This is a genomic window from Streptomyces sp. AN091965, from assembly GCF_022698285.1.
In the GTDB taxonomy this organism is placed as follows: domain Bacteria; phylum Actinomycetota; class Actinomycetes; order Streptomycetales; family Streptomycetaceae; genus Streptomyces.
This window is the reverse complement of sequence record NZ_JALDMY010000001.1, coordinates 1,954,870-1,976,716: the sequence shown is the minus strand read 5'-3', so window position 1 is coordinate 1,976,716 and position 21,847 is coordinate 1,954,870. Positions and strand designations below refer to the sequence as shown.

At 72.2% G+C, this 21,847-nt stretch carries 22 protein-coding genes and 1 pseudogene; 11 read left to right on the top strand and 12 right to left on the bottom strand.

What is annotated here, in order from left to right; genetic code table 11:
• Positions 1-53 precede the first annotated feature (53 nt).
• The gene (locus MQV74_RS07825; RefSeq protein ID WP_242715306.1) at positions 54-710 is read left to right on the top strand and encodes a TetR/AcrR family transcriptional regulator; all 657 of its coding nucleotides are present in this window, start codon (positions 54-56) and stop codon (positions 708-710) included.
• Here MQV74_RS07825 and MQV74_RS07820 read toward each other — a convergent pair.
• Positions 707-1,567: a LysR family transcriptional regulator gene (locus MQV74_RS07820; RefSeq protein WP_242715305.1), complete on the bottom strand. Its 861-nt coding sequence runs from the start codon at positions 1,565-1,567 to the stop codon at positions 707-709. The genes MQV74_RS07825 and MQV74_RS07820 overlap by 4 nt on opposite strands.
• A gap of 156 nt (positions 1,568-1,723) precedes the next feature.
• Here MQV74_RS07820 and MQV74_RS07815 point away from each other — a divergent pair, with 156 nt between their 5' ends.
• Positions 1,724-2,275 carry a cupin domain-containing protein gene (locus MQV74_RS07815; RefSeq protein WP_242715304.1) on the top strand — a complete coding sequence of 184 codons (552 nt, stop codon included), beginning with the start codon at positions 1,724-1,726 and terminating at the stop codon, positions 2,273-2,275.
• Positions 2,276-2,394: 119 nt separating this feature from the next.
• On the top strand, positions 2,395-4,170 hold the full coding sequence (locus tag MQV74_RS07810; RefSeq protein ID WP_242715303.1) for a hypothetical protein: 1,776 nt from the start codon (positions 2,395-2,397) through the stop codon (positions 4,168-4,170).
• A 40-nt stretch (positions 4,171-4,210) separates the two neighbouring features.
• Here the strand turns inward: MQV74_RS07810 and MQV74_RS07805 are convergent, their stop codons facing one another.
• From MQV74_RS07805 to MQV74_RS07795, 3 genes are all read right to left on the bottom strand, one after another.
• The gene (locus tag MQV74_RS07805; RefSeq protein ID WP_242715302.1) at positions 4,211-5,263 is read right to left on the bottom strand and encodes a S1 family peptidase; all 1,053 of its coding nucleotides are present in this window, start codon (positions 5,261-5,263) and stop codon (positions 4,211-4,213) included.
• 475 nt (positions 5,264-5,738) lie between these two features.
• Positions 5,739-6,725 (bottom strand): NAD(P)/FAD-dependent oxidoreductase, encoded by a 987-nt coding sequence (locus tag MQV74_RS07800; RefSeq protein WP_242715301.1) that lies wholly within the window; start codon positions 6,723-6,725, stop codon positions 5,739-5,741.
• A gap of 106 nt (positions 6,726-6,831) precedes the next feature.
• A complete protein-coding gene (locus MQV74_RS07795; RefSeq protein WP_242715300.1) occupies positions 6,832-7,842 on the bottom strand; it encodes an SMP-30/gluconolactonase/LRE family protein in 1,011 nt (336 codons plus the stop codon).
• A 298-nt stretch (positions 7,843-8,140) separates the two neighbouring features.
• On the opposite strand from MQV74_RS07795, the gene MQV74_RS07790 reads away from it, so the two are divergent.
• Together MQV74_RS07790 and MQV74_RS07785 are read left to right on the top strand one after the other, a co-directional pair.
• Positions 8,141-9,061 (top strand): maleylpyruvate isomerase family mycothiol-dependent enzyme, encoded by a 921-nt coding sequence (locus MQV74_RS07790; RefSeq protein WP_242715299.1) that lies wholly within the window; start codon positions 8,141-8,143, stop codon positions 9,059-9,061.
• Between the two features lie 124 nt (positions 9,062-9,185).
• Complete coding sequence (locus MQV74_RS07785; RefSeq protein ID WP_242715298.1) at positions 9,186-10,013, top strand: GAF and ANTAR domain-containing protein; 828 nt, start codon at positions 9,186-9,188, stop codon at positions 10,011-10,013.
• 34 nt (positions 10,014-10,047) lie between these two features.
• Here the strand turns inward: MQV74_RS07785 and MQV74_RS07780 are convergent, their stop codons facing one another.
• From MQV74_RS07780 to MQV74_RS41135, 6 genes and pseudogenes are all read right to left on the bottom strand, one after another.
• The gene (locus MQV74_RS07780; RefSeq protein ID WP_242715297.1) at positions 10,048-10,848 is read right to left on the bottom strand and encodes a GAF and ANTAR domain-containing protein; all 801 of its coding nucleotides are present in this window, start codon (positions 10,846-10,848) and stop codon (positions 10,048-10,050) included.
• Positions 10,849-11,069: 221 nt separating this feature from the next.
• Positions 11,070-11,594, bottom strand: coding sequence for a hypothetical protein (locus MQV74_RS07775; RefSeq protein WP_242715296.1), 525 nt, complete (start codon positions 11,592-11,594; stop codon positions 11,070-11,072).
• Positions 11,595-11,793: 199 nt separating this feature from the next.
• Positions 11,794-11,973 carry a hypothetical protein gene (locus tag MQV74_RS07770; RefSeq protein WP_242715295.1) on the bottom strand — a complete coding sequence of 60 codons (180 nt, stop codon included), beginning with the start codon at positions 11,971-11,973 and terminating at the stop codon, positions 11,794-11,796.
• A gap of 151 nt (positions 11,974-12,124) precedes the next feature.
• Positions 12,125-12,628, bottom strand: a complete 504-nt coding sequence (locus MQV74_RS07765; RefSeq protein ID WP_242715294.1) for an RICIN domain-containing protein — start codon at positions 12,626-12,628, stop codon at positions 12,125-12,127.
• Between the two features lie 1,021 nt (positions 12,629-13,649).
• A complete protein-coding gene (locus MQV74_RS07760; protein ID WP_242715293.1) occupies positions 13,650-14,222 on the bottom strand; it encodes a hypothetical protein in 573 nt (190 codons plus the stop codon).
• Positions 14,223-14,743: 521 nt separating this feature from the next.
• Positions 14,744-15,539 (bottom strand): annotated as a pseudogene (locus MQV74_RS41135) (IS982 family transposase); the annotation flags it as partial.
• Between the two features lie 103 nt (positions 15,540-15,642).
• Between MQV74_RS41135 and MQV74_RS07745 the strand changes: the two are divergent.
• The 6 genes from MQV74_RS07745 to MQV74_RS07720 all read left to right on the top strand — a co-directional run bounded on the left by MQV74_RS07745 (position 15,643) and on the right by MQV74_RS07720 (position 19,384).
• Positions 15,643-16,185 (top strand): sugar O-acetyltransferase, encoded by a 543-nt coding sequence (locus MQV74_RS07745; RefSeq protein WP_242715290.1) that lies wholly within the window; start codon positions 15,643-15,645, stop codon positions 16,183-16,185.
• A gap of 420 nt (positions 16,186-16,605) precedes the next feature.
• Positions 16,606-17,334 (top strand): DUF6879 family protein, encoded by a 729-nt coding sequence (locus tag MQV74_RS07740; RefSeq protein WP_242715289.1) that lies wholly within the window; start codon positions 16,606-16,608, stop codon positions 17,332-17,334.
• Positions 17,335-17,349: 15 nt separating this feature from the next.
• Complete coding sequence (locus MQV74_RS07735) at positions 17,350-18,186, top strand: helix-turn-helix domain-containing protein (RefSeq protein ID WP_242715288.1); 837 nt, start codon at positions 17,350-17,352, stop codon at positions 18,184-18,186.
• 87 nt (positions 18,187-18,273) lie between these two features.
• On the top strand, positions 18,274-18,648 hold the full coding sequence (locus tag MQV74_RS07730) for a hypothetical protein (RefSeq protein ID WP_242715287.1): 375 nt from the start codon (positions 18,274-18,276) through the stop codon (positions 18,646-18,648).
• Positions 18,645-19,037, top strand: a complete 393-nt coding sequence (locus tag MQV74_RS07725) for a hypothetical protein (RefSeq protein WP_242715286.1) — start codon at positions 18,645-18,647, stop codon at positions 19,035-19,037. Before MQV74_RS07730 ends, MQV74_RS07725 begins: the two co-directional genes overlap by 4 nt.
• Entirely contained in the window at positions 19,034-19,384 is a 351-nt protein-coding gene (locus MQV74_RS07720; RefSeq protein ID WP_242715285.1) for a DUF6415 family natural product biosynthesis protein, read from the top strand. Before MQV74_RS07725 ends, MQV74_RS07720 begins: the two co-directional genes overlap by 4 nt.
• Positions 19,385-20,003: 619 nt before the next feature.
• Here the strand turns inward: MQV74_RS07720 and MQV74_RS07715 are convergent.
• Together MQV74_RS07715 and MQV74_RS07710 are read right to left on the bottom strand one after the other, a co-directional pair.
• The gene (locus tag MQV74_RS07715; RefSeq protein ID WP_242715284.1) at positions 20,004-20,876 is read right to left on the bottom strand and encodes an undecaprenyl-diphosphate phosphatase; all 873 of its coding nucleotides are present in this window, start codon (positions 20,874-20,876) and stop codon (positions 20,004-20,006) included.
• 316 nt (positions 20,877-21,192) lie between these two features.
• On the bottom strand, positions 21,193-21,630 hold the full coding sequence (locus MQV74_RS07710) for a winged helix-turn-helix transcriptional regulator (protein ID WP_242728534.1): 438 nt from the start codon (positions 21,628-21,630) through the stop codon (positions 21,193-21,195).
• Between the last annotated feature and the right edge of the window lie 217 nt (positions 21,631-21,847).

Below are 21,847 nucleotides of genomic sequence, written 5' to 3'. Positions count from 1 at the left end.
TTATGTTTCGATCCGGAACGGAACGAAATTACATGCTACCTATACTGATCCCCATGGCAACCCCGGATTCCGCAGCCCCGCCCGCCCGTTCGGCGGGCCGCCCGCGCGACACCCGGCTCGACGAGGCCATCGTCAGGGCGACGCTCGACCTCCTGGAGGAGTCCGGCTATCCGCACCTGACGCTCGAAGGCGTGGCCCGGCGCGCGGGCACCACCAAGCCGGCCATCCGCCGCCGCTGGCCGTCCCGGCAGCACCTCGTGATCGCGGCGCTCGCCGAGAGCATGGGCACCGCGCCCACCCCCGACACCGGGTGCACGCACTGCGACCTCATCCTGGGCATCGAGACCCTCAGTCAGGCCTTCGGCGGCACCCTCGGGCGCCGGACGCTGCCCGCGCTCGTGGCCGAACTGGCCGACGGCCCCGACCTCGACCGCGTCTTCACCGAGACGGTCTTCCGGCCCCGCAGGGCCACCACCGAGGCGGCGCTGCGCCGGGGCATCGAGCGCGGCGACATCCGCCCGGACGCCGACATCGACCTGCTCCTGGACATGCTCGGCGCCACCACGTACCACCGCGTGCTCTTCGGGCATCTGCCGGTCACCGCATCGCTCGCGCACGACGTGGTGATGACGGTCATGGGCGGCGCGGCCACGCCGCGCTGGCGCGGGCACTACCAGCGCCACCACGAGCCCGCGGACAGCCGGGCCTAGGGCAGCACGTCGAGCAGCTGTCGGAGCGCGGGCCCCGGCGCCCCCGGAAGCACCGCCACACACGTCGTGACGGCCGGCGCGGCGAGCGGCCGCACCGCCACGCGCGGGAACGACGGCAGGCCCGCCACCTCGTAGAAGACGGTCCACGACGGGGCGCCCGCGCCGATCTCGGCCAGGGTCTCCTGGAGCGTGGTGAACGGCGGCCCGAGCGGCGGCGCGACCGCGGCCGCCCGCAGCGCGCCGGTCACCAGGTCGTGGAACGGCGGGTTCTGCTCGCGCGGCGCGAGCCGCAGCGGCAGCTCCCCGAGCTGTTCCAGGCGCAGCGGCGACGAGCCCGCGAGCCGGTGCCCCGCCGGCAGGGCCACGTACAGCGGGTCGCTCCACACCGGCAGGAGCGCGAGCCCCGGCGCGGTGTCCGCCGCCCGGACGAGGGCCGCGTCCAGCTCGCCGGAGCGCACCGCGGCGAGCCGCTCCGCGAGCCCCAGGCGCCGCAGCCGGACGGGGAGCCGGGGCGCCGCGAGCGCGAGGTCGGCCAGGAGGCGGTGGACCCGGTCGCCGGGGCCCTGCACGGTGCCGAGGCGCAGCGGCGCGTCGCCCGCCGCGAGGTCGGCCGCGACCTGACGGGTGCGGCGCGCCGCGGCGAGCACCGCGCGCGCCTCGGGCAGCAGGCGCTCGCCCGCGCCGGTGAGTTCGACGTGGCGCGTGGTGCGCCGGAAGAGCCGGACGCCGAGCTCGCGCTCCAGGCGGCGCACCTGCTGGCTCACCGCCGACTGGACGATGCCGAGCCGGTCGGCGGCCCGGCTGAAGCCGCCCTCGTCGGCGACCGCCGCGAAGTACTGGAGCTGGCGCAGTTCCACGGTCCCGCCCCTCCCGCCCGTCCCGGCCGACTCATCACGATCGATGATTTCTGCAGGTGACAACTGCTTCTAGTACGCGGCTTGTTCCCCGGGTCGAATGAGTTCCGCGCAGAGCGCGCGGACCGCGCCGCGGTCGACCGAACCCGAGGAGCCCGGATGACCGACCCCCAGCCCACCGCCGAAGCCCTGGTCGTGCTGCCCGGCACCGCCGAGCGCGTGCCGCTGCCGCACGGCGGCGGCTTCGAACTGCTCGCCGACGCCGGGGCCACCGGCGGCTCCCTGGGCGTCAACCGGCTGACGCTCGCCGACGGGGCGGACGGCGCGAGGCCGCATCTGCACGCCCTGTCCACGGAGCTGTTCTACGTCCTCGACGGCACCCTCGACTTCTTCCTGGACGGCACGCTGGAGACCGTGGAGCGCGGCGGTCTTGTCGTCGTGCCGCCCGGAATGCCCCACGCCTTCGGCGCCGCCGCCGGGGCGAGCGCCGATCTGCTCGCGGTGCTCACGCCGGGTGTCGACCGCTTCGACTACTTCCGGTCCCTCGGCCGCGTCCAGCACGGCCTGGACTCCTTCGACAGCCTCCTGCCCGAACAGGACCGCTACGACGTGCACTTCCTGGACGCCACGGACTGGCGGGCGGTGCGCGCCGCGGCCGGGGCCCCGGCCGCCGGGGGAGCACAACGCGCCAAAGGCCGCCGCATGCCCTGAGGGCCGTGGTGACCCCCAGCAGGGTTCTGGGCAACACTGCACACAGCACGCAGCACACAACGGGACGCCGCCCGCTACAGCCTGTGCCTGGCGGCAGGGCTCACGTCAGGAGGCTGCTGGTGTCGACGGTGGAGAGCCGGGAGGTCCGCCCGGCCCGTGAGCGCTGGGAGGTCGTCCTGCCGGACGGCCGCGTCGTGCCGTGGACGGGGTTCCACGTCGGCCCGGCGGGCATCGCGCCGGGGGAGCTCGCGGCCATCTGCCGCAGGCTGCTCGGGTTCGGTCCCGCCGAGGCCGAGGCCGCCGCCCGCGAGGAGCTGAGCCCGGCCGGGGCCGCCCGCGACCGGCCCGGCATCGTGGCGTACTCGCCGCCCATGGCCAAGCGCATGTTCGAGGGCGCCCTGGAGAGCCTCGCGGCCGGTGAACCGGCCGAGGACTGGCCCACGATCCTGGAGGCCCGCTCGGTCTGTCTGGCACACGCGGACGACCTGCTCATCGGCAGGACGCCGCCCTGGCGGGAGGCCGCGGCGGGCCGCCCGGTGGTCGTGGTCCCCGACCACGACCACTTCCACCTCAGCCACGCCCTCCTCAAGCTCGCCGACGGCCCCGCCGACCGGTGGGCGCGGGTCCTCGGCCCGGCGATCGACCGGCTGCGCGCGGACCCCGCCTGCGTCGTACGCGTCTACGCCCTCGACGAGCCGATGCGGATGCTGCTCCTGTGGCTCAAACGGGTCGCGGGCGTCGACCGCCTCCTGGTCGAGGCCAACCACCCCGACATCACCGAGCGGTGGGGGCACAAGGCGGTGCTGCACCCCGAGGCCCGCGCGGCCCGGGACCTGCCGTCCGCCTCCGGGCGCGACGCCTTCGACGTACTCGACGAGGAGACGGCGCTCACGCCGCTGTACCGCGCGTTCGGCCTGTCCGTGCCGCGGCTTCCCGGGTACACCGTCGTCTGGGACGGCGGGCGCGGCGGCAACACCGGCGCGGACGGCGGGATCCGGACAACTCCGGTCGGCCCGCGGATGCCGGGCGAGCCCGGGGACGACGTGCTCGGCAACGGCGTCGGCCACTGGTCCGAGGACGCCTTCACGGATCAACTGAACCTGGCTGCCGCCCTCCTGAGGGAGCGTCACGGACTGCGCCTGGGCTGTCTGAAGCCCGTCAGGGGCGGCACGGGGCAGCGCATCCACGTCGGGGTGCCGCTCGACGAGCCGGACACCCTGGCCGCGCTGGCCCGCCAGACGGCTCACTCCGGTGAGGACTACCTCCTGGAGGCGCACGCCGACTACCTCCGCCACGCCGTGACCGGCCACGAGTTCCTGCTCGCGCCGTCCGTGCACGTGCGGGCGGGCGCCCTCGCGGACGGCATGGCCCTGCAGTTCCTGAACGGCACCATGTGGGAGGGGAACGTCTTCCTCGACGAGGCCACCCACGCGGCGTTCGGCATCACCCGGAGCCACTACGCGCGGGTCCGCCGCGCCATGGCCGACTTCGTGCGCCTCTTCCAGGGCCGGGGGCTGATCAACGGAGGCGTCGACTTCGCGATCGCCCGCGTCGGCGGCCGCTTCGGCAGCACGCCCCTGGTGGCCATGCAGGACCTGAACCTCTCCGCGTGCGGCGCCGACTACCTGCACGCCTTCCTGGAGGAGAGCCGCACCGCGCTCGGCGACCTCGCCGCGACCGGCACGGGCATCTCCGCCGCGACCAAGGTGATCCGCCCGGCGTCCGACATGGACCTGCCCCGTCTGCGCCGCCTCGTCGACCAGCGCACCCCCACGTCCTACTCCCGGGCCCTCACGTCCGTGCCGGGCAACTGGGGGCTGATCGCCGTCGCCTGCCCGGACGCCGTACGGGCGGCGGAGGAGGTCCTGGCGCTGGAGGCGCGGCTCACGGCCTGACGGGTCAGGTCCATGCCGTCACTGTCGTACGCGTACGACGTCAGTACACGCTGACGCCGTACGCGGCGAGGGCCTCGCGCACCGGCTGGTGGATGGCGGAGCCGTTGGTGCCGGTGCAGCCCGAGCTGCCGGAGTGGATGCCGAGGGCGACCGTTCCGGCGAAGTGGGCGCCGCCGCTGTCGCCGCCCGCGGAGCAGGCGGTGGTGCGGACCATGCCGTAGACGGGGCCGTCGCCGTAGTTGACGGTGACGTTCACGGCGGTGACGGTGCCGCTGGTGACCTTGGTGGTGGAGCCGCTCTTGCGGAGCGACTGGCCCACGACGGCGTCGGCGGCGGAGGAGATCTCCTGGTAGCTGCCGTTGTAGAGGTTGACGTTGCCCGCCGGGGACGAGCCGTTGGTGTAGCGGACGAGGCCGTAGTCGTTGGTGGGGAAGCTGGTGCCCTCGCGTACGCCGATGGCCGCGCCGCCGGACGCGGCCGCCCAGTTGGCGCTGAGGTTGGTGCAGTGCCCCGCGGTGACGAAGTAACGGGTGGAGCCCTTGGCCACGTTGAAGGCGGCCGAACAGCGGGAGCCGCCGCCGTAGATGGCGTCGCCGCCCGCGACCTCGCGCCGGAACGTGCCGGGCACGCGGCTCACGCGGACGGCACCGTCGAGCGAGTCGGCGACCCGGCGCAGCCGGGCCAGGTCGCGTGCCGAGACCGACCGGTCGGCCTGCACGGCTATCTGGTTGGTGCGCGGGTCGACGCCCCAGGAGGTGCCGGTGATCTTCGCGCGGGCTTCCAGCGCGTCCATGGCGGCGTCGAGCCGGGCGGCGCCGCGCCGCACCCGCTCGGGGGTGGCGCCCGCCGCGCGGACGCGCTCGGCGGCAGCGTCACTGGTGACGGTGACGATCAGCCTGCCGCTCTTGTCGACGTACGTACCGGCGCTGTCGTCGCCCAACTGCCGTTGGACCGCGGCATCCAGGGCGTTGACCTGGGCCGGAGAGGGCGTCGGCGGTTCGCTGCGCGCCCCGGCGGGGGACACGCCGAGGGCGAGGGAACCGGTGACGAGGAGAGTGGACAGGACGAGGCGCGCACAAGTGGTGCGTCTCATGTGGGGGGTCTCCTTTGACGGTGACGTGTGACGTACCGCGGTCCGTGGGATGTGCCGGGGTACGTGAGGGACGTACTGACCAAGGAAAGTGGCATGGCCTCGTCAATCGCGCAAGGGTGTGGGGGTGCCGTGTGCGCGTGGCCCGGGCGCGGGGAGGCCGGTCGGGCGAGCCGTTGGGCCTGGTGGCCGGGGCGGGTGGGCGTGCCGCCGGGTGTCGGCGCCGGACTCGGCGATCGCCTGCGGCGCGCCCTTTCGTCGGCGGGGGTCTTGTCCCGCCGGTGTGGCTGTCATCGGTCTTGTTCCGGTGCGGGCCCTCGTCCTGGCCGACGTCCTTCGCGGGCGCGGGCGCGGGCGCGGGCGTGGGGGCGGGCCGTGGCGGGCCTGCTCACCGGCGTGTCCGGCTTCGGCCTCACCGGCTTCGGTGTACCCGGCTTCGGCGTGTCCGGCCTCGGTCAGCCCGACTTCGGCCTGACCCTTATGGCGCCCCGGCCGCCGCGCCTGCCGCAGAGGCTGCGCGCCGGGTCTCGACGGCCAGGCGGGTGTCCTCGGTGACCAGGTCGGCGTTGATCTGGGCACCGGCCGCGGCGCCCGCCGCCGCGGCCGAGCCGACCTGGGCGGACAGGTCGGTCACGTTGCCCGCGACCCACGCCCCCGGCACATCGGTGCGGCCGGTCGCGTCACAGGGGACGTACTCGCCGATGCCCAGCGGGTGTTCGGCCGCCCGCAGCCCGAGCGCCGCGAGGAAACCGGCGCGCGCCACGATCCGCGACGACACCGCCAGCGCCTCGCGGGCGATCACCCTGCCGTCGCTCAGCCGCACCCCCGCGAGGCGGTCGTCCGCGATCTCCAGGCCCGTCACCTCGCCCTCCACCACGCGGACGCCACGGGCGGCGAGCCGCTCCGCGTCCTCGTCGGACGGCGGCGACGCGGTGTGGGCGAAGAACGTGACGTCGTCGCTCAACTGCCGGAACAGCAGCGCCTGGTGCACGGCCATGGGCCCTCCGGCGAGGATTCCGATGGCCCGGTCGCGGACCTCCCAGCCGTGGCAGTACGGGCAGTGCAGCACGTCCCGGCCCCAGCGCTCGGGCAGTCCCGGCACGTCCGGCAGCTCGTCGACGAGACCGGTGGCCACGAGGAGCCGCCGCGCCCGGACCGTACGGCCGTCGACCAGCGCCACCCCGAAGCCCGCCCCGTCACGGGTCGCCGCCGCCACCGTGCCGGACACCACGTGCCCGCCGTACCCGCGTACCTCCGCCCGGCCGCGCGCGAGGAGCTCGGCGGGCGGCATCCCCTCCCTGGCCAGGAGCCCGTGCACCCCGTCGGCCGGGGCGTTGCGCGGCGCGCCCGCGTCGACCACCGCCACGGAACGCCGCGCCCGGGCCAGCGTCAGGGCCCCGTTCAGTCCGGCGGCACCGCCGCCGACCACCACCACGTCGTAGCTGTCGCTCAGCTGATCGGTCATCGTGACCACCTCCACGACGACCCTGCGCAGGGCCTCACCAAAGGGGCAAATGCAGTTGCCGATAATGCAAACGCGAGATGGGGGCGGGCTTCGGCTCCCGCGCCGGTCAGACCCGTGCCGGTGGCAGCGCGCACAGGGCGATCCCCGGCTCCACGAGGCTGCCCAGGACGAGGGTCCCGGCGTGGGCGCTGACGCTGGTGACCATGCGGTAGCCGGCGCCCCGGCGGGCCAGGTCGTGCACGGTCTCGCCCCGGGGCGAGAAGGCCATCACCCGCAGCACCCGGCGCGGCGGCACGCGCACGCGTCGTGCGGCAGCGGCGGCCGCGCGGCGCACGGCGGCAGGCGCCCGGTGCAGCTGCTCCAGGAGCGGCTCGCGCGGCCCGGCGAGGGCGACCCAGAGCGTCCCGTCCGCGGCGCGCGACAGGTTGTCGGGGAATCCGGGCAGGTCCTCGACGAGGGGGTCGGCCCGCCCCGCCCGGGGGCCGGTGAGCCAGTACCGGGTGAGGCGGCGGGTGCCGGTCTCGGCCACGGTGACGTACGACGCGTCGGGCGCCAGGGCCGCCCCGTTCGCGAAGTGCAGCCCGTCGAGCAGCACTTCGGGCGCGCCGCCCGGGGCGAGCCGCAGCAGGCGGCCGGTGCCGACGTGCTCGACGATGTCGGCCCGCCAGTCGTCGAGGCCGTAGCGGCGGCTGGACACCGTGAAGTACACGGTGCCGTCAGGGGCGGCGCTCGCGTTGCTGCAGAACCTCAGCGGCTCCCCGGCGACCGCGTCGGCGAGGACCTCGACCGCGCCGCCGTCCTCCGGGGCGACGCACAGCAGCCCTCGGTGCGCGTCGCAGACGAGCAGCCGCCCGTCCGGGAGCGGTTCGAGGCCCAGCGGCCTGCCGCCGGTGCGGGCCAGCTCCTCCACGCGGCCCCCGCGCCCCTGCCCCGGCAGCGTGACGCGCAGGATCCGGCCGTCGGCGGTGCCGGTGAGCACCCGGCCCGTGCCGTCGACGACGACGTCCTCCGGACCGGCGGAGGGCAGCCGCAGGACGCGCAGCGGCGGCAGGGGGGACGGCGGGACCGAGCCCGCCGCGCGCCGGGCACGCGCGCGCGAGGCACCGAGGGTGGGCATGGGGCGGACCTCCTGGTGATGCGTGGTGAGAGGGGCCTTCCGGTGCGTGCCGGGCAGCGGCCTTCCCGCTGCGCGCCGGGCGGCGGCCCTTCCGCCGGGCTCGGCGGGGCGGGGCGCCGGGGCCGGGCAGCAGGGACCGGACCGGCCGGCCCGTAGCCTTACGGGTCCCAGCCCGTATAGGTGCCCAGCGGGGACCGGCCGATGCGCGCGGCGCCCGGTGGGCAGGCCCGACCCGGTCCGCATGACCGGAACGCGATATTCAGTGGCCGATCGGCGACCGCTGCCCCAGGCTTTGGGCATGGCTCTTCCTCCCGCCCCCGACCTCCCGTGGCTCGGCCCTCCGATCGACGCCCGCCCCCTCTTCGCCGCCGAGCACGCGGCGCTCCTGGCGACGCTGCGCGCTCTGGAGCCCGCCGACTGGCGGCGGGAGGCCGTACCCGGCTGGACCGTGCGCGATCTCGCCGCGCACCTCGTCGGCGACTGCTACGGACGCCTCGCCCGTGACCGCGACCGCCACGAGGGAGGGCCGCGCCCCGCGCCCGGCGAGACCCTTGAGGCGTTCATCCACCGCCTCAACCAGGAGTGGGTCGACGCCTGGGCGCGCGTGAGCCCCGCCGCGCTCATCGACACCCTGGACCTGGTCGGCGCGCAGGTGGCCCGCCTCTTCGCGACCGCGGACCTCGACGCCGCCTCGCTGGGCGTCTCCTGGGCGGGGGCGGACCCGGCGCCGATGTGGCTCGACTGCGCACGTGAGTTCACCGAGTTCTGGACCCACCGCCAGCAGCTCCGCCACGCCGTCGGCCAGGAGAGCGACCCCGAGCCACGGGCCCTCGCCGTGGTCCTCGACACCTTCATGCGGGCGTTGCCGCACACCCTGCGGCACACGGTGGCGCCCGTCGGCACCCGGGTCCGGGTGCGCGTCGGCGGGCCGTCCGGCGGTACGTGGACGGTGACCGCCACCGGGGCGGGTGCGGCGGGCCGTTGGTCCCTGGCCTTGCCGGACGCCGTGGTGGAGGTACGGGACGCGCGGAAGGCCGCCGCCGCGACCGAAGAGCCCCGCACCCGCGAGGCCGACGCCGTGGTCGAACTCGACGCGGAGACCGCGTGGCGGCTGTGCACCCGGGGCATCTCCCCGACCGCAGCACTGGCCGGCGCCCGCACTGAGGGTGACCGTCACCTCGTCGAAGCGGCAGGCCAGATCGTGTCCGTCGTCCACTAACTCCGTTGCTCCGGGGCACCCGTTCACCCGGCCCACGCCGCTCCGGGCCGCCCGGGCCCGGTCGACGGCGACAGGTTCCCCGGGACCCGGGTGGGCCGTCGGCACGAGCGGGCGGAGGTGCGACATGCGGGCTGATGGCCCTGGCGGCGACGCGTCCAACGGTTCCTCGGGGGCGGGCCGTCGGCGCGTCGGCGACGCCCTGGCCGCGGCCGTCGCCGCCGCGACCGAGCCCCGGGAGGTGCCTGCCGCCGTGTGCCGGGTCTGTCTCGAACTGATCGCGGTGAGCGGCGCGTCGCTGTCCTTCATCGCGGGGCAGGAGGTACGAGCGCTGTGGTGGGCCAGCGACTCCGTCGCGGCCGGGCTCGCCGAGGCGCAGTACACCCTGGGCGAGGGCCCGTGCGAGAGGGCGTTCACGCTGGGCAAGCCGGTGCTCGTCGGCGATCTGACCAGCGGCGCGGACACCTGGCGCTGGCCGGTCTACGCCCAGCAGGCCCGGGGCCTCGGCGCCCGCGCGGTCTTCTCGCTGCCGCTCGGCGCCGGGGTGCGGACGCTGGGCACGCTCGACCTGCACCGGGACACGGCCGGTGGCCTGTCCGCACGCGAGCTGCGTACGGCACTGATCGTGTGCGACGCGGTGACGTTCGCCGTCCTGGACCTCGGGTTCGCCGGGACGGGCATCGGTGCGACGGCGGACGGGGAAGCGGCGTCGTGGCTGGAGGCCGCGGAAGCCCACCACATGGAAGTCCACCAGGCCGTCGGCATGGTGATGGTCCAGCTCGGCGTCGACTCGCAGCACGCCCTGGACCTGCTGCGGGCACGGGCCTTCGCCGAAGGGCGGGGGGTGAGCGAGGTGGCGCGCGAGGTCGTCGCCCGCAGGCTCCGGTTCCGACCGGGTGACGACAACGGCGGCGGGCCCGGTCCCACGGCGGGCGGCCCATCGGACAGGCCCTAGACCCGACGAGGGACGAGGCGCGCCGCGAACGCGGTCAGTCGGCCGTCCCCGCGCGAGGCAGGGGCGGAGCCGGTGGCAACGGCGGGTCCGCGGTGCCGTCCAGCACCTCCTCGGCGACCGTGGTGAGCCGCCGCCGCTGCGAGCGGGCGTACTGGCGCAGCAGCGTGAACGCCTCGTCCACGCTGATCCGGTGGCGGTGCGCCAGGGCGCCTTTGGCCTGCTCGATGACGACCCGGGACCGCAGGGCCGTCTCCAGCTGGCCGACGACGACGCTCTGCCGGTGTACGGCGCGCTGCTGGAGGATCCCGATGGTGGCCAGCCGCGCCAGGGCCTGCGCGAGCCCGAGCCGCGCGCCCGGCAGCGGCTCGGGGTGCTCGCGGAAGAGGCTGAGCGCGCCGATGGTCAGCCCGCGCAGCCGCAGGGGCGTCGCCGTGACGGCGGCGAAGCCCGACTGGAGCGCGTGCGGGGCGAAGCGGGGCCAGTGTGCGTGCGGGTGCCCGTGCGGGCTTCCGTACGGGCCTCCACGCGGGCTTCCGTTCCCCAGGAGCGTGCCGTCGACGACCCGGCCGGAGCGGAAGCAGTCGAGGCCCGGCCCCTCGCCCCACTCGACGCCGAGCTGTTCCAGGCGGCGGCTGTGTTCGTCGGAGCCGGACGCCTCCAGGGAGCCGCCCTCCGGCGTGGACAGGATGACGCCCGCGGCCGCGACGTCCACGAGGTCGACGCATCGCGTGGCGAGGAGATGGAGGAAGCTGATGACGTCGAAGTCGTCGACGAGCGTGTCGGCGAGCTCGACGAAAGCGGCGGCGAGCCGCTCCTCACGCGCCTGCTCGGGCATTCCGGCTCGACGCTCCTTTCTCAGTGGCCACCGGACCTGCACGGGGGAAGGGGTGGCTACGGAACGGAGGAGGAAGAAGAGGGAGGCGAAGGAGAGGGGGGCAGGCGGAGTCGGCGAAGGCCAGCGGGGCGGCCGCTTCCTGACCTTGCCTCGTACGCAATGTAACCCTGGGGTGTAGGGAGGGAAAAGCCCCCGGTCCGGTGCTGGTGGGGCCAGGGCCGTCAGTCGTTCGCCGACCCCGGCGGGACGGGCGCCGCCGACGGGCCGCCCACGGTGGGGTCGGCGACCATCGCGTACGGGGGGACGCGCGGACGGCGTAGGGCCTCCGCGTCGGTGAGGCCCTGGCTGCGGCGGACTTCGACACGGAAGTCGTGCAGCGCGTCCCTGAACCTGGCGTCGACCTCCTGGTAGTCACGTGTGTCCACGGTCAGGCCCCGGCCCACGGCGTCCCTGAGGTCCCGCAGCACGGCGAAGGCGTGCTCACAGGCGACCGTGACGTGCGACGGCGCGGTGACCAGCAGGAGCTGCCGCGAATCCGCCGTGCCCGCCTCGGCCATGAGGTCCCTGACGGTGCCGTAGTTCCGGTCGGCGGTCCGGTCCTCGCGGCACGCGACGTCGTAGAGCCCTTCATAGGCCCGCATCAAGGCCCGCAGGAACTCGACACAGACCTCCACCTGTCTGTCCCGCTGCTGATGGGCCCGGTCACGCTTCCACCGCACCCGATCGGCGACAACCGTCGAAGCCACACCGGCAGCCGTACCGCACAAGGTCGCCACGAGCGTGATCCACACACTGCCCCCAGAACGCGCGATCGAGGTCTGCCGTCGAATTCCGTTGCCTGACGGCCGTGTTCGTACCACGCCGGAGGCGGCACGGTCGACCTCGGCTTCCTCGGGCCGGGCCCCGGGTTCTTCGGGCTGGGGGTTCCTCCGGCCGGGCCGCCGGTCAGGCCGCCGTGACGACGTCTGCCCGGACGGCGGCTTCCCACTCGATCAAGAGGCGCTCGTACAGCTCCCGTTGGGCGGGCGTGAGCCTGACGCGGGGGTCTTTGCCGCGGCCTGCCCACAGGGCGCGGATGTCCTCGTTCACGACCGCGGGGGCCCGGGGACTGGGGCTGGGGGGCATACGGCAAGCGTAGGGGCAGGCACTGACAGCGGCATGGGCGCTTCCTGGCCCGCGCGCCATCGCGCCGGGCGCGGCCCCGTGGCCGATCCCGTGCGACCGGAACGGAAGACCCCCTCCGGCTCGGCCCGGAGGGGGTGCGGGAGCTCGTTGCTCAGCCGGCGTGCCACTGCTGGTTGTTGGCGCCCGAGCAGTCCTTGAGTACGACCGAGGCGCCCTGCCAGTAGTTCGCGTCGGCGATGGTCAGACACCGGTGGTTGAGGTCGGTGTGCAGCTCGGTGCCGTTCCAGTGCCAGTTCTGCCGGGGCAGACCGGCGCAGCCGAACACCTGGATCGCCGCCCCGTTGTCACCGTTGTCGATGGCCGGCTCGAGGCACCTGCCGCTCAGGTCGCTGCGCCACTGGGAGCCGTTGCGCGTCCAGCGTCGGCTGGGCGAACCGTCGCAGTCGTACATCTGCACGGAGGCGCCGTCACCGGTGTTCAGATGGGCGACGTTCAGGCATCTGTTGTTGAAGTTGGAGACGATCTGTGAACCGGCCGCCTCCTTGCCTCTCTCCTTGCGGACCGTGTCGGCGGACGCCGACGAGGAGACGGAGGCGAAGGTGATCGCCAGTCCGGCCGCCACCAGCAATCCCACCGACTGATACGTCTTGCGCATGCTCTCCCCCTCAGGGACATGTGCGCGGATACATCTCGCCCGACGATGCTCCCGCCGACGCGACCCCACAAGCCACCGTTCCACTCAGCGTCCCCACGCCCGCCGAATGTCCGGCTCTCGCTGGGCTCCGGCCGGAACCGGATGCCTCCATGGGGGGTCATCAGGGGCCGCCCCATGCGCTTGACATCAGCGCGGGGGCACGGCGGCGTCCGGGGCCGTCTGGGCACCGCTGTCGGGTCGGCGCGCCCACACTTCGGGGTCGCCGCCACGCCACTCGGTCAAGGGCCACCGGACCGCCTGTGCGCGGACTACCGCGAGTGTGGCAGTGCCGAGCCCCGGTGACGTATCCCATCGACGGCGACCGCGTCGACCGCGTCCACCACGCCACCGGCGGCCTCTTCCTGTGAGGCCGCGCCTGCCACACTCACAAGCACGCGTCGAGCCCTGCCCGGCACGAGGCCGTTCCGTCCTCAGTCATTCGGTGTTGTGGAACGCCCTGAGGGTTCCACGGAACTCTGACTTCCGATCCGGGGAACGGGGCGATACGGCCCCAACTGAGGGCGCTGCTTCTTCCAAAGACGCCGGTGCCAGCGCTTGACGCACCACACAGCGCACGTGATGGGCACGAAGGACAAAAGCGTAGGGACCGCGGGCGGTAGCCACGGCCACAGCGACACGGGCCACACCACAGCGAGGGCGATGGGGACAGCAACCCCTAGGCCGAGCAGGATGACCCCCCACGCGTCGTCAACCCGAGACCACCAAGATCGCGCCTGCAAGTACGGCTCGAACCACATCATCACGGAAAGCACCAGCATCACGACTGGCGCCACCAACCAAGGAGATGTGGGCAAACCGCGATTGCCGACGAATTCACCGATCAAGGTGGCAGGGATATACGCAGGAAGCAGGAACATGCCCATATAGACTGTGCCTGACGCTATCGCCCCGAGGTCGTCATCCGACTCGGCAAGCTGTTCGCCTGAGTCATTTTTCACTGCGGCCTCATCCTTTCACCCGGCTACAGGCACGCTTCCGCCAGTGCGGGAAGTCCCGTAGAGTTGACTATGAGGTTGGCGATGTCGTCGTCGATGTGGCCAGGGTACTTCTTGTGCTTGATGTAATTCCAGACGGCTTTCGCCACCTTCTTTCCATTCTTGATAATCCTGTACACCTTCGCGATGCCGATTCCGTTCTCGGCAGCGAACTTTGCCACTGCGGTCGTGCACTGGAACCACCCTCGCGTGGCGGGTTGGGCGCCAGCGCTCTGGTTCAGGAAATCCGCTATCTCCTGGAGGGCCCCCTGATCGCCCGCTTCGACACGCTGGATCAGCGACTCGGGGATCGAGCCGATGAGGTCCAGTGCTTTCTGGATCGCAGCTTCACCCGCCTCGTCGCTGATGCTGGAGAGGTCGAGACGGGACTCGGCGTTGCCGATCCCCTGAAGGGTGACCGCGGTTGTCGCTGCCCTCGATTCTTGCGTGCGGTTGGCGGCAAACGCCGGCCCGGAAATGACGGTGCCGATCATTGCTGCGGCTACAAGCGCAGCAGTTCCTGCACCGAAACGGCGATGCTGGGTCCAGCGTGACGACATGACGCTCCTTCGGTCTCAATTCCAGGCGCGGATCGAAGCATGGGGAGGGGGGATCGATCCATTTCGTTCAGTCGTGACCGGACGTTACTCGAATTCTTTGCCCAGATAAATGAGGAATTTCCGATACAGCGATAAGGCTTCCCTTTCGCCCCTTCGTCGCCTGGTGAGTCGGTCGCTTCCTGGCGAGCTCGAGACGCCGTGCGTACGGGAGATTTGGAATGCCTGACGATCCCGGCCCCCACCGAGCCCGGGGCCTCGGAGCCGGGACGCGGCGCGGCCCGCCCGAGAACCGGCCCTCGCCGTACCGCGGCGGCGCAGTCGGGCCTGGGCGGTGGTGTCGAAGTGAGCAGGGCCCACAAGGTTCGTAGCCCGCTTCGGCTCCCGCGAGCGGAGTGGCTGATGGCCGCGACGGGAGTTCTCGCGCCCGACTCCCGAGCGTGCCCCGGGCGGCCGCGCCTGATCCGCAGCGACGCCAGTCCTGACCGATGGCGCGCCCTCCGCCTTCGGGCGGGGGAGGCCTTTCGTCGTGGGTGCTGTTCGAGGTCGAGCTGTCCCTTGAAGGTTTCGTTGATCGACTCGATGGCCTGCCGCAACGGCTTGATTCAGGGATCCGCCGGGCCGCTGCCGTTCGCCCTTGCGGGTCGGCCCGAGCAACTGGATTCCGTACTCGGCCAGTTCACGTTCGAAGCCGCGGCCGAAGTAGTTCTTGTCCCCGATCAGTGTCCGGCCGGGCCGGGCGGCGAGGAGGTGCGGTTCGGCCGCGAAGAGGCCCAGCACGGTCTCGCGCTCGTCGGCCTTGGCCCCGGTCAGAGCGAGGGCGACGGGCAGGCCCTGGAGGGTGCACATCAGCTGCAGCCGCAGGCCCCAGAAGAAGCGGCTGTGGCTGGCGCCGTAGCCGTACTGAGCCCATCCGGCCAGGTCGGAGCGTTTCACGGTCTCCCGCGAGCGGCCGCATTCCACAGGTGTGGAGTCCACGATCCGTACGTCGTCGCTCCACACCGTGGCGCTGGTGGCCAGGCTCCGAGTGACTCGGCGAAGCAATTCGGCGGCCTCGCGCAGCCGCTTGTTGCAGCCGGGTTGCTGGGGCAGGTACGGAAAGAGGTGCCGCAGGTGGGCCCGGGCATGCCGGAGTCACCTGGCCTCGGAGGTGAAGCCGAGCATGGCCTGCATCATCGCGAGGGTGACCGGCTCGGTGTCGGTGAGCTGCGGCGCGATGCCCACGGCCGGCCGCCACGGCGCCAGGTCCGGACGCTCTTTCAGTAGGTCGTCGGTCGTCGCATAGAGTGCTGCCGCGAGGGTGTCCAGGTTGTTCGTCAAAAAACGATCTTGGACGCCCTCGTTTTCGTCTCCGTCGGCACCCCTTGACTTCGATCGTCCGGTGAGTCTTGTCCCGTCACCGGTTCACGGAAAGGATCGTGGCATGTCCAGCGACCGTCTCATGCGCATCCACAGCGCCGAGTTCCAGGCCATGGCCGAGAGGGTCCTGCGGGTCACCGAGCTCACCTCCCGCCTGAACGTCCTGCCCTTCGAAGACGAAGCGGGCAAGGCGGAACTGCTCGAACAGATCCTTGGTAAGCCGCTGCCGCCGAGAGTCACGATCTATCCGCCCTTCTACACGGACCACGGCCTGAACCTCGACCTCGCCGAGCGCGTCTTCATCAACCAGAACTGCACGTTCCTGGACTATGCCGGCATCCGGCTCGGCGAGCGCGTGATGATCGGACCGAAGGTCACATTCATCACCAGCGGCCACCCGGTGGATCCCGAGGAGCGGCGGCTGTACCTCACCGGCGCACCCATCGACGTGGCGGAGAATGTGTGGATCGGTGCCGGTGCCACGATCCTGCCCGGCGTCAGCATTGGCCGTGACGCCGTGGTTGCCGCTGGCGCGGTCGTGGCCGATGACGTTCCGTCGGCCAGCTTGGTGACCGGAAGCAAGGCAACCGTGCACCGAAAGTGGTGACGACCTCCTCCGGGCCATGCCGCGCCCACGACTGCGGGCAGCTATAAACCACATCGGAAGCCCGGACTCTCTCCCCCAAAGCCACTACTGCAACCCAGGGGCAAGAGGCCCTCCGCTCGCTCACTGACCCCTTGGCACTGATCGCCTGGCGGAGCTCCTTCCTCAACGCCGCCGCGTCCGGCCCGGTGTCCTCGCCGGGCGCCCTCCACTTGTGCGCGGGTCTCGGTCTGCGCCGAGCCACAGCGCGGATGTCCTCGTTCACGGCTGCGGCGGGGCGCACGGCGGCCTGGGGGCTCGGGGTAAGGGACGTGCGACACACGTACGGGCCCGCGCCGACAACTACGCATGCAAGGTCGCCCTGTTGCCCAGAATCCGCCTGCGGCTACCGTGCCCGCACCACCCGGCAGAAGGGAGTCGGCCATGGCCCGACGTCTGTGGAAGGTCGGCACGAACAGCGGCAACGACGGGTGCCCCACCCTGTACGAGATCCCCGGCACGGATCGGTTCGTCGTACAGGGTGAGGCCCTCACTGATCCGAGCGAGATCGACCAGCTGGAGAAGTTGGCCGAGGACGAACGCGCCGTCGTTGTGCCCCGCGAGCTGCTCGCGAACTTCGGCCCCAAGGAGCCTGTGCACGTGCCCCAGTTCATCAGCTTCGACGAGTTCACCGGCATGTTCACCGCGCTGAAGCACTCGGCCTGGCGGCTGGAGACACGCCGCCGGTACGCCTCCGACGAGGGCACCGATACCTACGCGCAGTTCGTGGCCGAGGGCCGCGTGGACTGGGACCTCGACGATACGTGGTGCCGCGGCCGCCGCGAGCAGGCCGCGCTGGGCAAGAGGTTCGAGCGAGTCCGGATCCTCGACGAGCCGCCGACCGAGGGCCAGCTGTACCTCCTCGACAACGCGCGCCGCAACGCTGCCGTCGGCGAGGACATCCGCGTCCTCTCGCGCGGAACGGCCACCGAGCTTGGCCTCCCCGAGCAGGACTTCTGGGTCTTCGACAGCCGTGTCGTTGGCCTGCTCCACTTCGACGACAACGACGAGGTCACGCGCGTGGAGCTGATCACCGATCCCGTGCAGGTGCTGCGCTACGCTCAGGCCCGCGAGGCTGCGTGGCACCATGCCGTCCCCTACGACCAGGCGTGACGGTAGCTTGCCCGTGTGACCACGGACTTCCAGCAGGCCCGCGAGGCCCTCGGCCGCCGACTGCGTGAACTGCGTGGGCCGACTAATCAGCGGGAGCTGGCAGCCCGGTTGGGGTGGCCGCAGGCCAAGGTGTCCAAGCTGGAGACCGGACGCCAGACGGCCACCCCTGAGGACCTTGCGGCGTGGGTTGAGGGCACTGGGCACCCGACGGCCGCCGAGGAACTCGCGGCGCGGCTCCAGGGCTTGGAGACCCACACCAGATCATGGCGGCGGCAGCTGAGTGCGGGGCACCGGCCGGTGCAGGACGTGCTCACCGTGGAGTACGAGCGGTCAACGACCCTGCGGGCGTGGCAGGGCGCCATGGTGGTGGGGATGCTCCAGACTCCGGACTACGCCCGAAACGTCTTCTCCCGCTTCGCTGACCTTCAGCAGTCCCCGCGGGACGTCGAGGAAGCCGTCCTGGCCCGGGTGCGCCGCCAGGACTTGATGTATCAGCGGGGCCGCGTCTTCCACATCGTCATGTGGGAGGCAGCCCTCCACGCAGGCCTCGCCCCGCCGGATGTGCTGGCCGCGCAGATGGACAAGCTCACCAACGTGATCGGCTTGGACACGGTGCAGTTGGGCATCGTGCCGTTTGGGGCTCAGCTCGCGCTGCCTCCGGCCACGGGTTTCTGGCTGTACGACGAGCGCCTCGTGATTGTGGAGGAGTGGCATGCGGAGCTCTGGCTCGACGACCCCGACAGCGTGGGCGTCTACCAGCGGGTGTGGGACAAGCTGAGCGCGGCTGCGGTGTACGGCACGCATGCGCGGAGGCTGATCACGCGGGCTCGGGCACACTTCACGGACGCGTGAGAATCAGCGCGAATCAGCGGGCGCCGTAGGCGAATATTCGAGAATCGAGTTGAGCGCTGATTCTCGATCGTCCCTAACGTGCTGGTCATGGACGCACCGACGCGCACCGCGCACTGCTCCGCGGGCGACGCCTGGCTCGCCGCCGAAGCCTTCCTCATCGTCGCGCTGAACTCCCTGCAGCGCACCCCCGCGAGCCACCGCGCGTCGCTGCTGGCCGACGCTTCCGTGCAGTGCGCCTGGTGGCTGGTCCCGGCAGACGCAGCGGCTCACCTGGTCGACGTCCGCCAGGTCGCCGTCCATCCGCCCGGCTGGGCCCTCCGGACCCCGTCCGCCAGCTACCCGATAGGCGACCGCTTCTGGCGGGAGCTCCCCGATGGCACCGGCCGCCTCACCGAGGCGGACCGGCTCGGCGCCGCGCTCGGCCCGGGCGGCCCCAGACTTCCCGCGGAGGCATTCGGATGACCGTGCACCACGACCACAAGCCGCCCGCGCCTACGTCCATGGAGGAACGCCTCCGGGCCTGGGACGCCACAGAGCACGAGCGCGTCGCAGTGGCGATGCTCATCGAGGAGCACGAGCTGCTGGCCCGGCCTGTTCTGCAGCGCGTTCTCGTCGTACAGGCCGAAGGCAGCGCGTATGCCGACTGGACGCACCTGTCGCTTCGTCTCCCCGAGCTGGAGCTCAGCGACGGCGAGTACGCCTTCCTCGAAGTGGTCCTCGCCATCGCGCTCGGGCGGCAGGTCCTCATCGACCGTGTCCTGCCGCTGGGCGAGCGTCGTCTGGCGATCGTGCTGCGCGCGCTGGCCGCGTGGGCGGGTGCGGACTCCCTCGCGGTGGGGGTCCGGTCATGACTCCCACCGTGGCCCAACTTGACCTCGCTGGCCTCGTGGAGGCGAGCATGGCCGCCCTGGGCGAGCTCCCCGCTGCGCAGGCGACCGCCCCGTTGCACCGGCGCTTGGTCACCGAGATCCGTCTCCGTCTGCCCCGGGCTGAGCGGGCCGCGGCCGCGGCGCCGGAGCGCAGCCGTGAGTGGTACGCACACCTGCGGGTGATCGACGCGGCCCACGACGCGTTGCTGATGAACGGCGAGGAACCGGGCCCGAGCGACAGCCCGCTCATCGCGGCGCTGAACCTCGCCGAGCTCGGCCGGCGACTGCGGGACCTGATGGCGTACTCGGCTGAAGGCGAGGGCTCGTGAGCGAGGGCGAGCGGCTGTGCTGGCGGTGTGATGGGCCGATCCGGCCGGGCGAGCGGGCTGAGACGGTGCCGAAGGACTCGGCATCCGGTGCAGGAGCCGCGGCGATCTGGCACCGGGATCCGTGCCCTGTCGAGGGTTCAGCGGCGGAGGAGTTCCGGCGGTGGGACGTCGAGCGCGTCGGCGATGAGCAGGAGGCCGACGAGCGTGGCCACCGCTCAGAGCGGTCTCGTAGCGGTGGATCGTCTTGTGGTCGCGGCCAATGCGGCTAATGCGGCCGATGCGGCCGATGCAGTCGCCGAGGGCGACCTGGGAGAGTTGCGCGTCGACTCGTGCGGTGCGGATGCGTTCTCCGAATCCCGGCGGTGGGTGAGTATCCAGGCGGCCAGGGTGGGGCGGATGGCCCACCCCCGGATGGCACCTCCACCCTGGTCCCCGTACTGATCGGGGACTGCATCACGAAAGGCCCCCGGGCGAACCCGTGGGGGCCTTCGTGATGTTCGGGAGCGCGTCACCGCGAGACGAGTGGGAGACGATCAAGGATAAGAGGCCCCGGAGGCTCTGATGAGCTCTAGTCACCTCTGGGTTCGCCTAGTGGCGACCGGGCGCCAGAGGCTCTCGGCTAGTCCCCTGATTCGCCTGCGTGCGGGCTCAGCTCGCCGACTCCCACCAGCACGAACAACACGATGCCCAGCAGGATGCGGTAGTAGACGAAGGGCATGAAGCTCTTGGTCGTGATGAACTTCATGAACCAGGCGATGACCGCGTAGCCGACGACGAAGGCGATGATCGTCGCGAAGATGGTCGGGCCCCAGGAGACGTGACCCTCGCCCGCGTCCTTGAGTTCGTAGGCGCCCGAGGCGAGGACCGCCGGGATGGCCAGGAGGAAGGAGTAGCGGGCCGCCGACTCGCGGGTGTAGCCCATGAGGAGGCCGCCGCTGATGGTCGCGCCGGAGCGGGAGACGCCGGGGATCAGGGCCATGGCCTGGCACACGCCGTAGACGAGGCCGTCCCTGATGTTGAGCTGCTTGAGGTCCTTGCGCTCGCGCACCGCGCGGTGTTTGCCGCCGGCCTCGTCGCGGGCGGCCAGGCGGTCGGCGAAGCCGAGGACGATGCCCATGACGATCAAGGTCGTCGCAATGAGCCTCAGATCCCGGAACGGGCCCTCGATCTGGTCCTTGAGCGTCACGCCGAGCACACCGATCGGGATCGAGCCCACGATCACGAGCCAGCCCATCTGCGCGTCGTGGTCCGACCGCGGCACCCTGCCCACCAGCGAGCCGAACCACGCGTAGAGGATGCGGCCGATGTCCTTGCGGAAGTAGATCAGGACGGCGGTCTCGGTGCCGATCTGCGTGATGGCGGTGAACGCGGCACCCGGGTCGTGCCAGCCCGCGAACGCCGCGGTCAGCCGCAGGTGCGCGCTGGAGGAGATCGGGAGGAACTCGGTCAGTCCCTGGACGAGTCCGAGGATGAACGATTCGAGCCAAGACATGAGAACTGCGCCGTCCAGTTACTGATCGTGCGCTGACCCGTGTGGTGGCGGTCAGAAGCGGTGAAGGGGGACCGGGGCGGCGAGTGGTGCTCGGGCAGGAAGGGGTGGTGATGAAGGGGATCACGTGCCTCGCCGGGGGCAGCGTAGCGTCACAAAGTTACGGGTCCGCGTGAGGGCCGTGTGTTGGCGGCCGAATGCTTTCTTCGGGTTCCCTACGTCGGTGCTTCCGGTGCCCGTGGTGGTCCTGGTGTCCCCGGGGCCCCGGTGCGTCCACCCCCTGCCCCGTCCAAGCCTCGCCTCGGCCCCCGCCGCGCGCTCACGTCCCCGCGGGCCCCGTAACCGTCCAGCCCGGTACTTGCGGATGCGCCGTCAGGTCCTCGTGGCGGACCTCCGTGCCGCAGTGGGCGCAGGTGACCACGGGGGTGAGCGTGTGCCCGCAGGCGTGTTCGACGATCATGGGCCGGTCCTCGTCGGGGCGTAGGTGGCGGTCGCCCCATGCCATCAGGGTCATCAGGACGGACTCCAGTTCCAGGCCCGCGGGCGTCGGCCGGTACTCGAAGCGCTGGGGGCGCTCGCTGTAGCGGACCTTCTCCAGGACGCCCGCGTCGACCAGGCGGCGCAGGCGTGCCGTCAGGACGTCGCGCGGCGCGCCCGTGTTGCGGGCCAGCTGGTCGAAGCGCCGGGCGCCGAGGAAGACCTCGCGCAGGACGAGCAGGGAGTACTTCTCGCCGACGAGGGCGAGCGTGTCGGCGATCGCGCAGGGGCGGGGGCCCTTCGCGGGCGTGGCGGCCGGGCGCCGCCGGTCCGGCGGGGTCTCGGTGCCGGAGGGCGTCCTCTGCGGGCGGTCCTCCCGGGCGGTCTTCTCCCCGGGCGTCGCCTCTGGGGCGATCGGCTGCGGCTGCGGGTCCTTCGTCGAGGGCATGAAAGCCAGTCTACGGGCGGGTTGGAAAATCAAACCCACTTGGTTACCG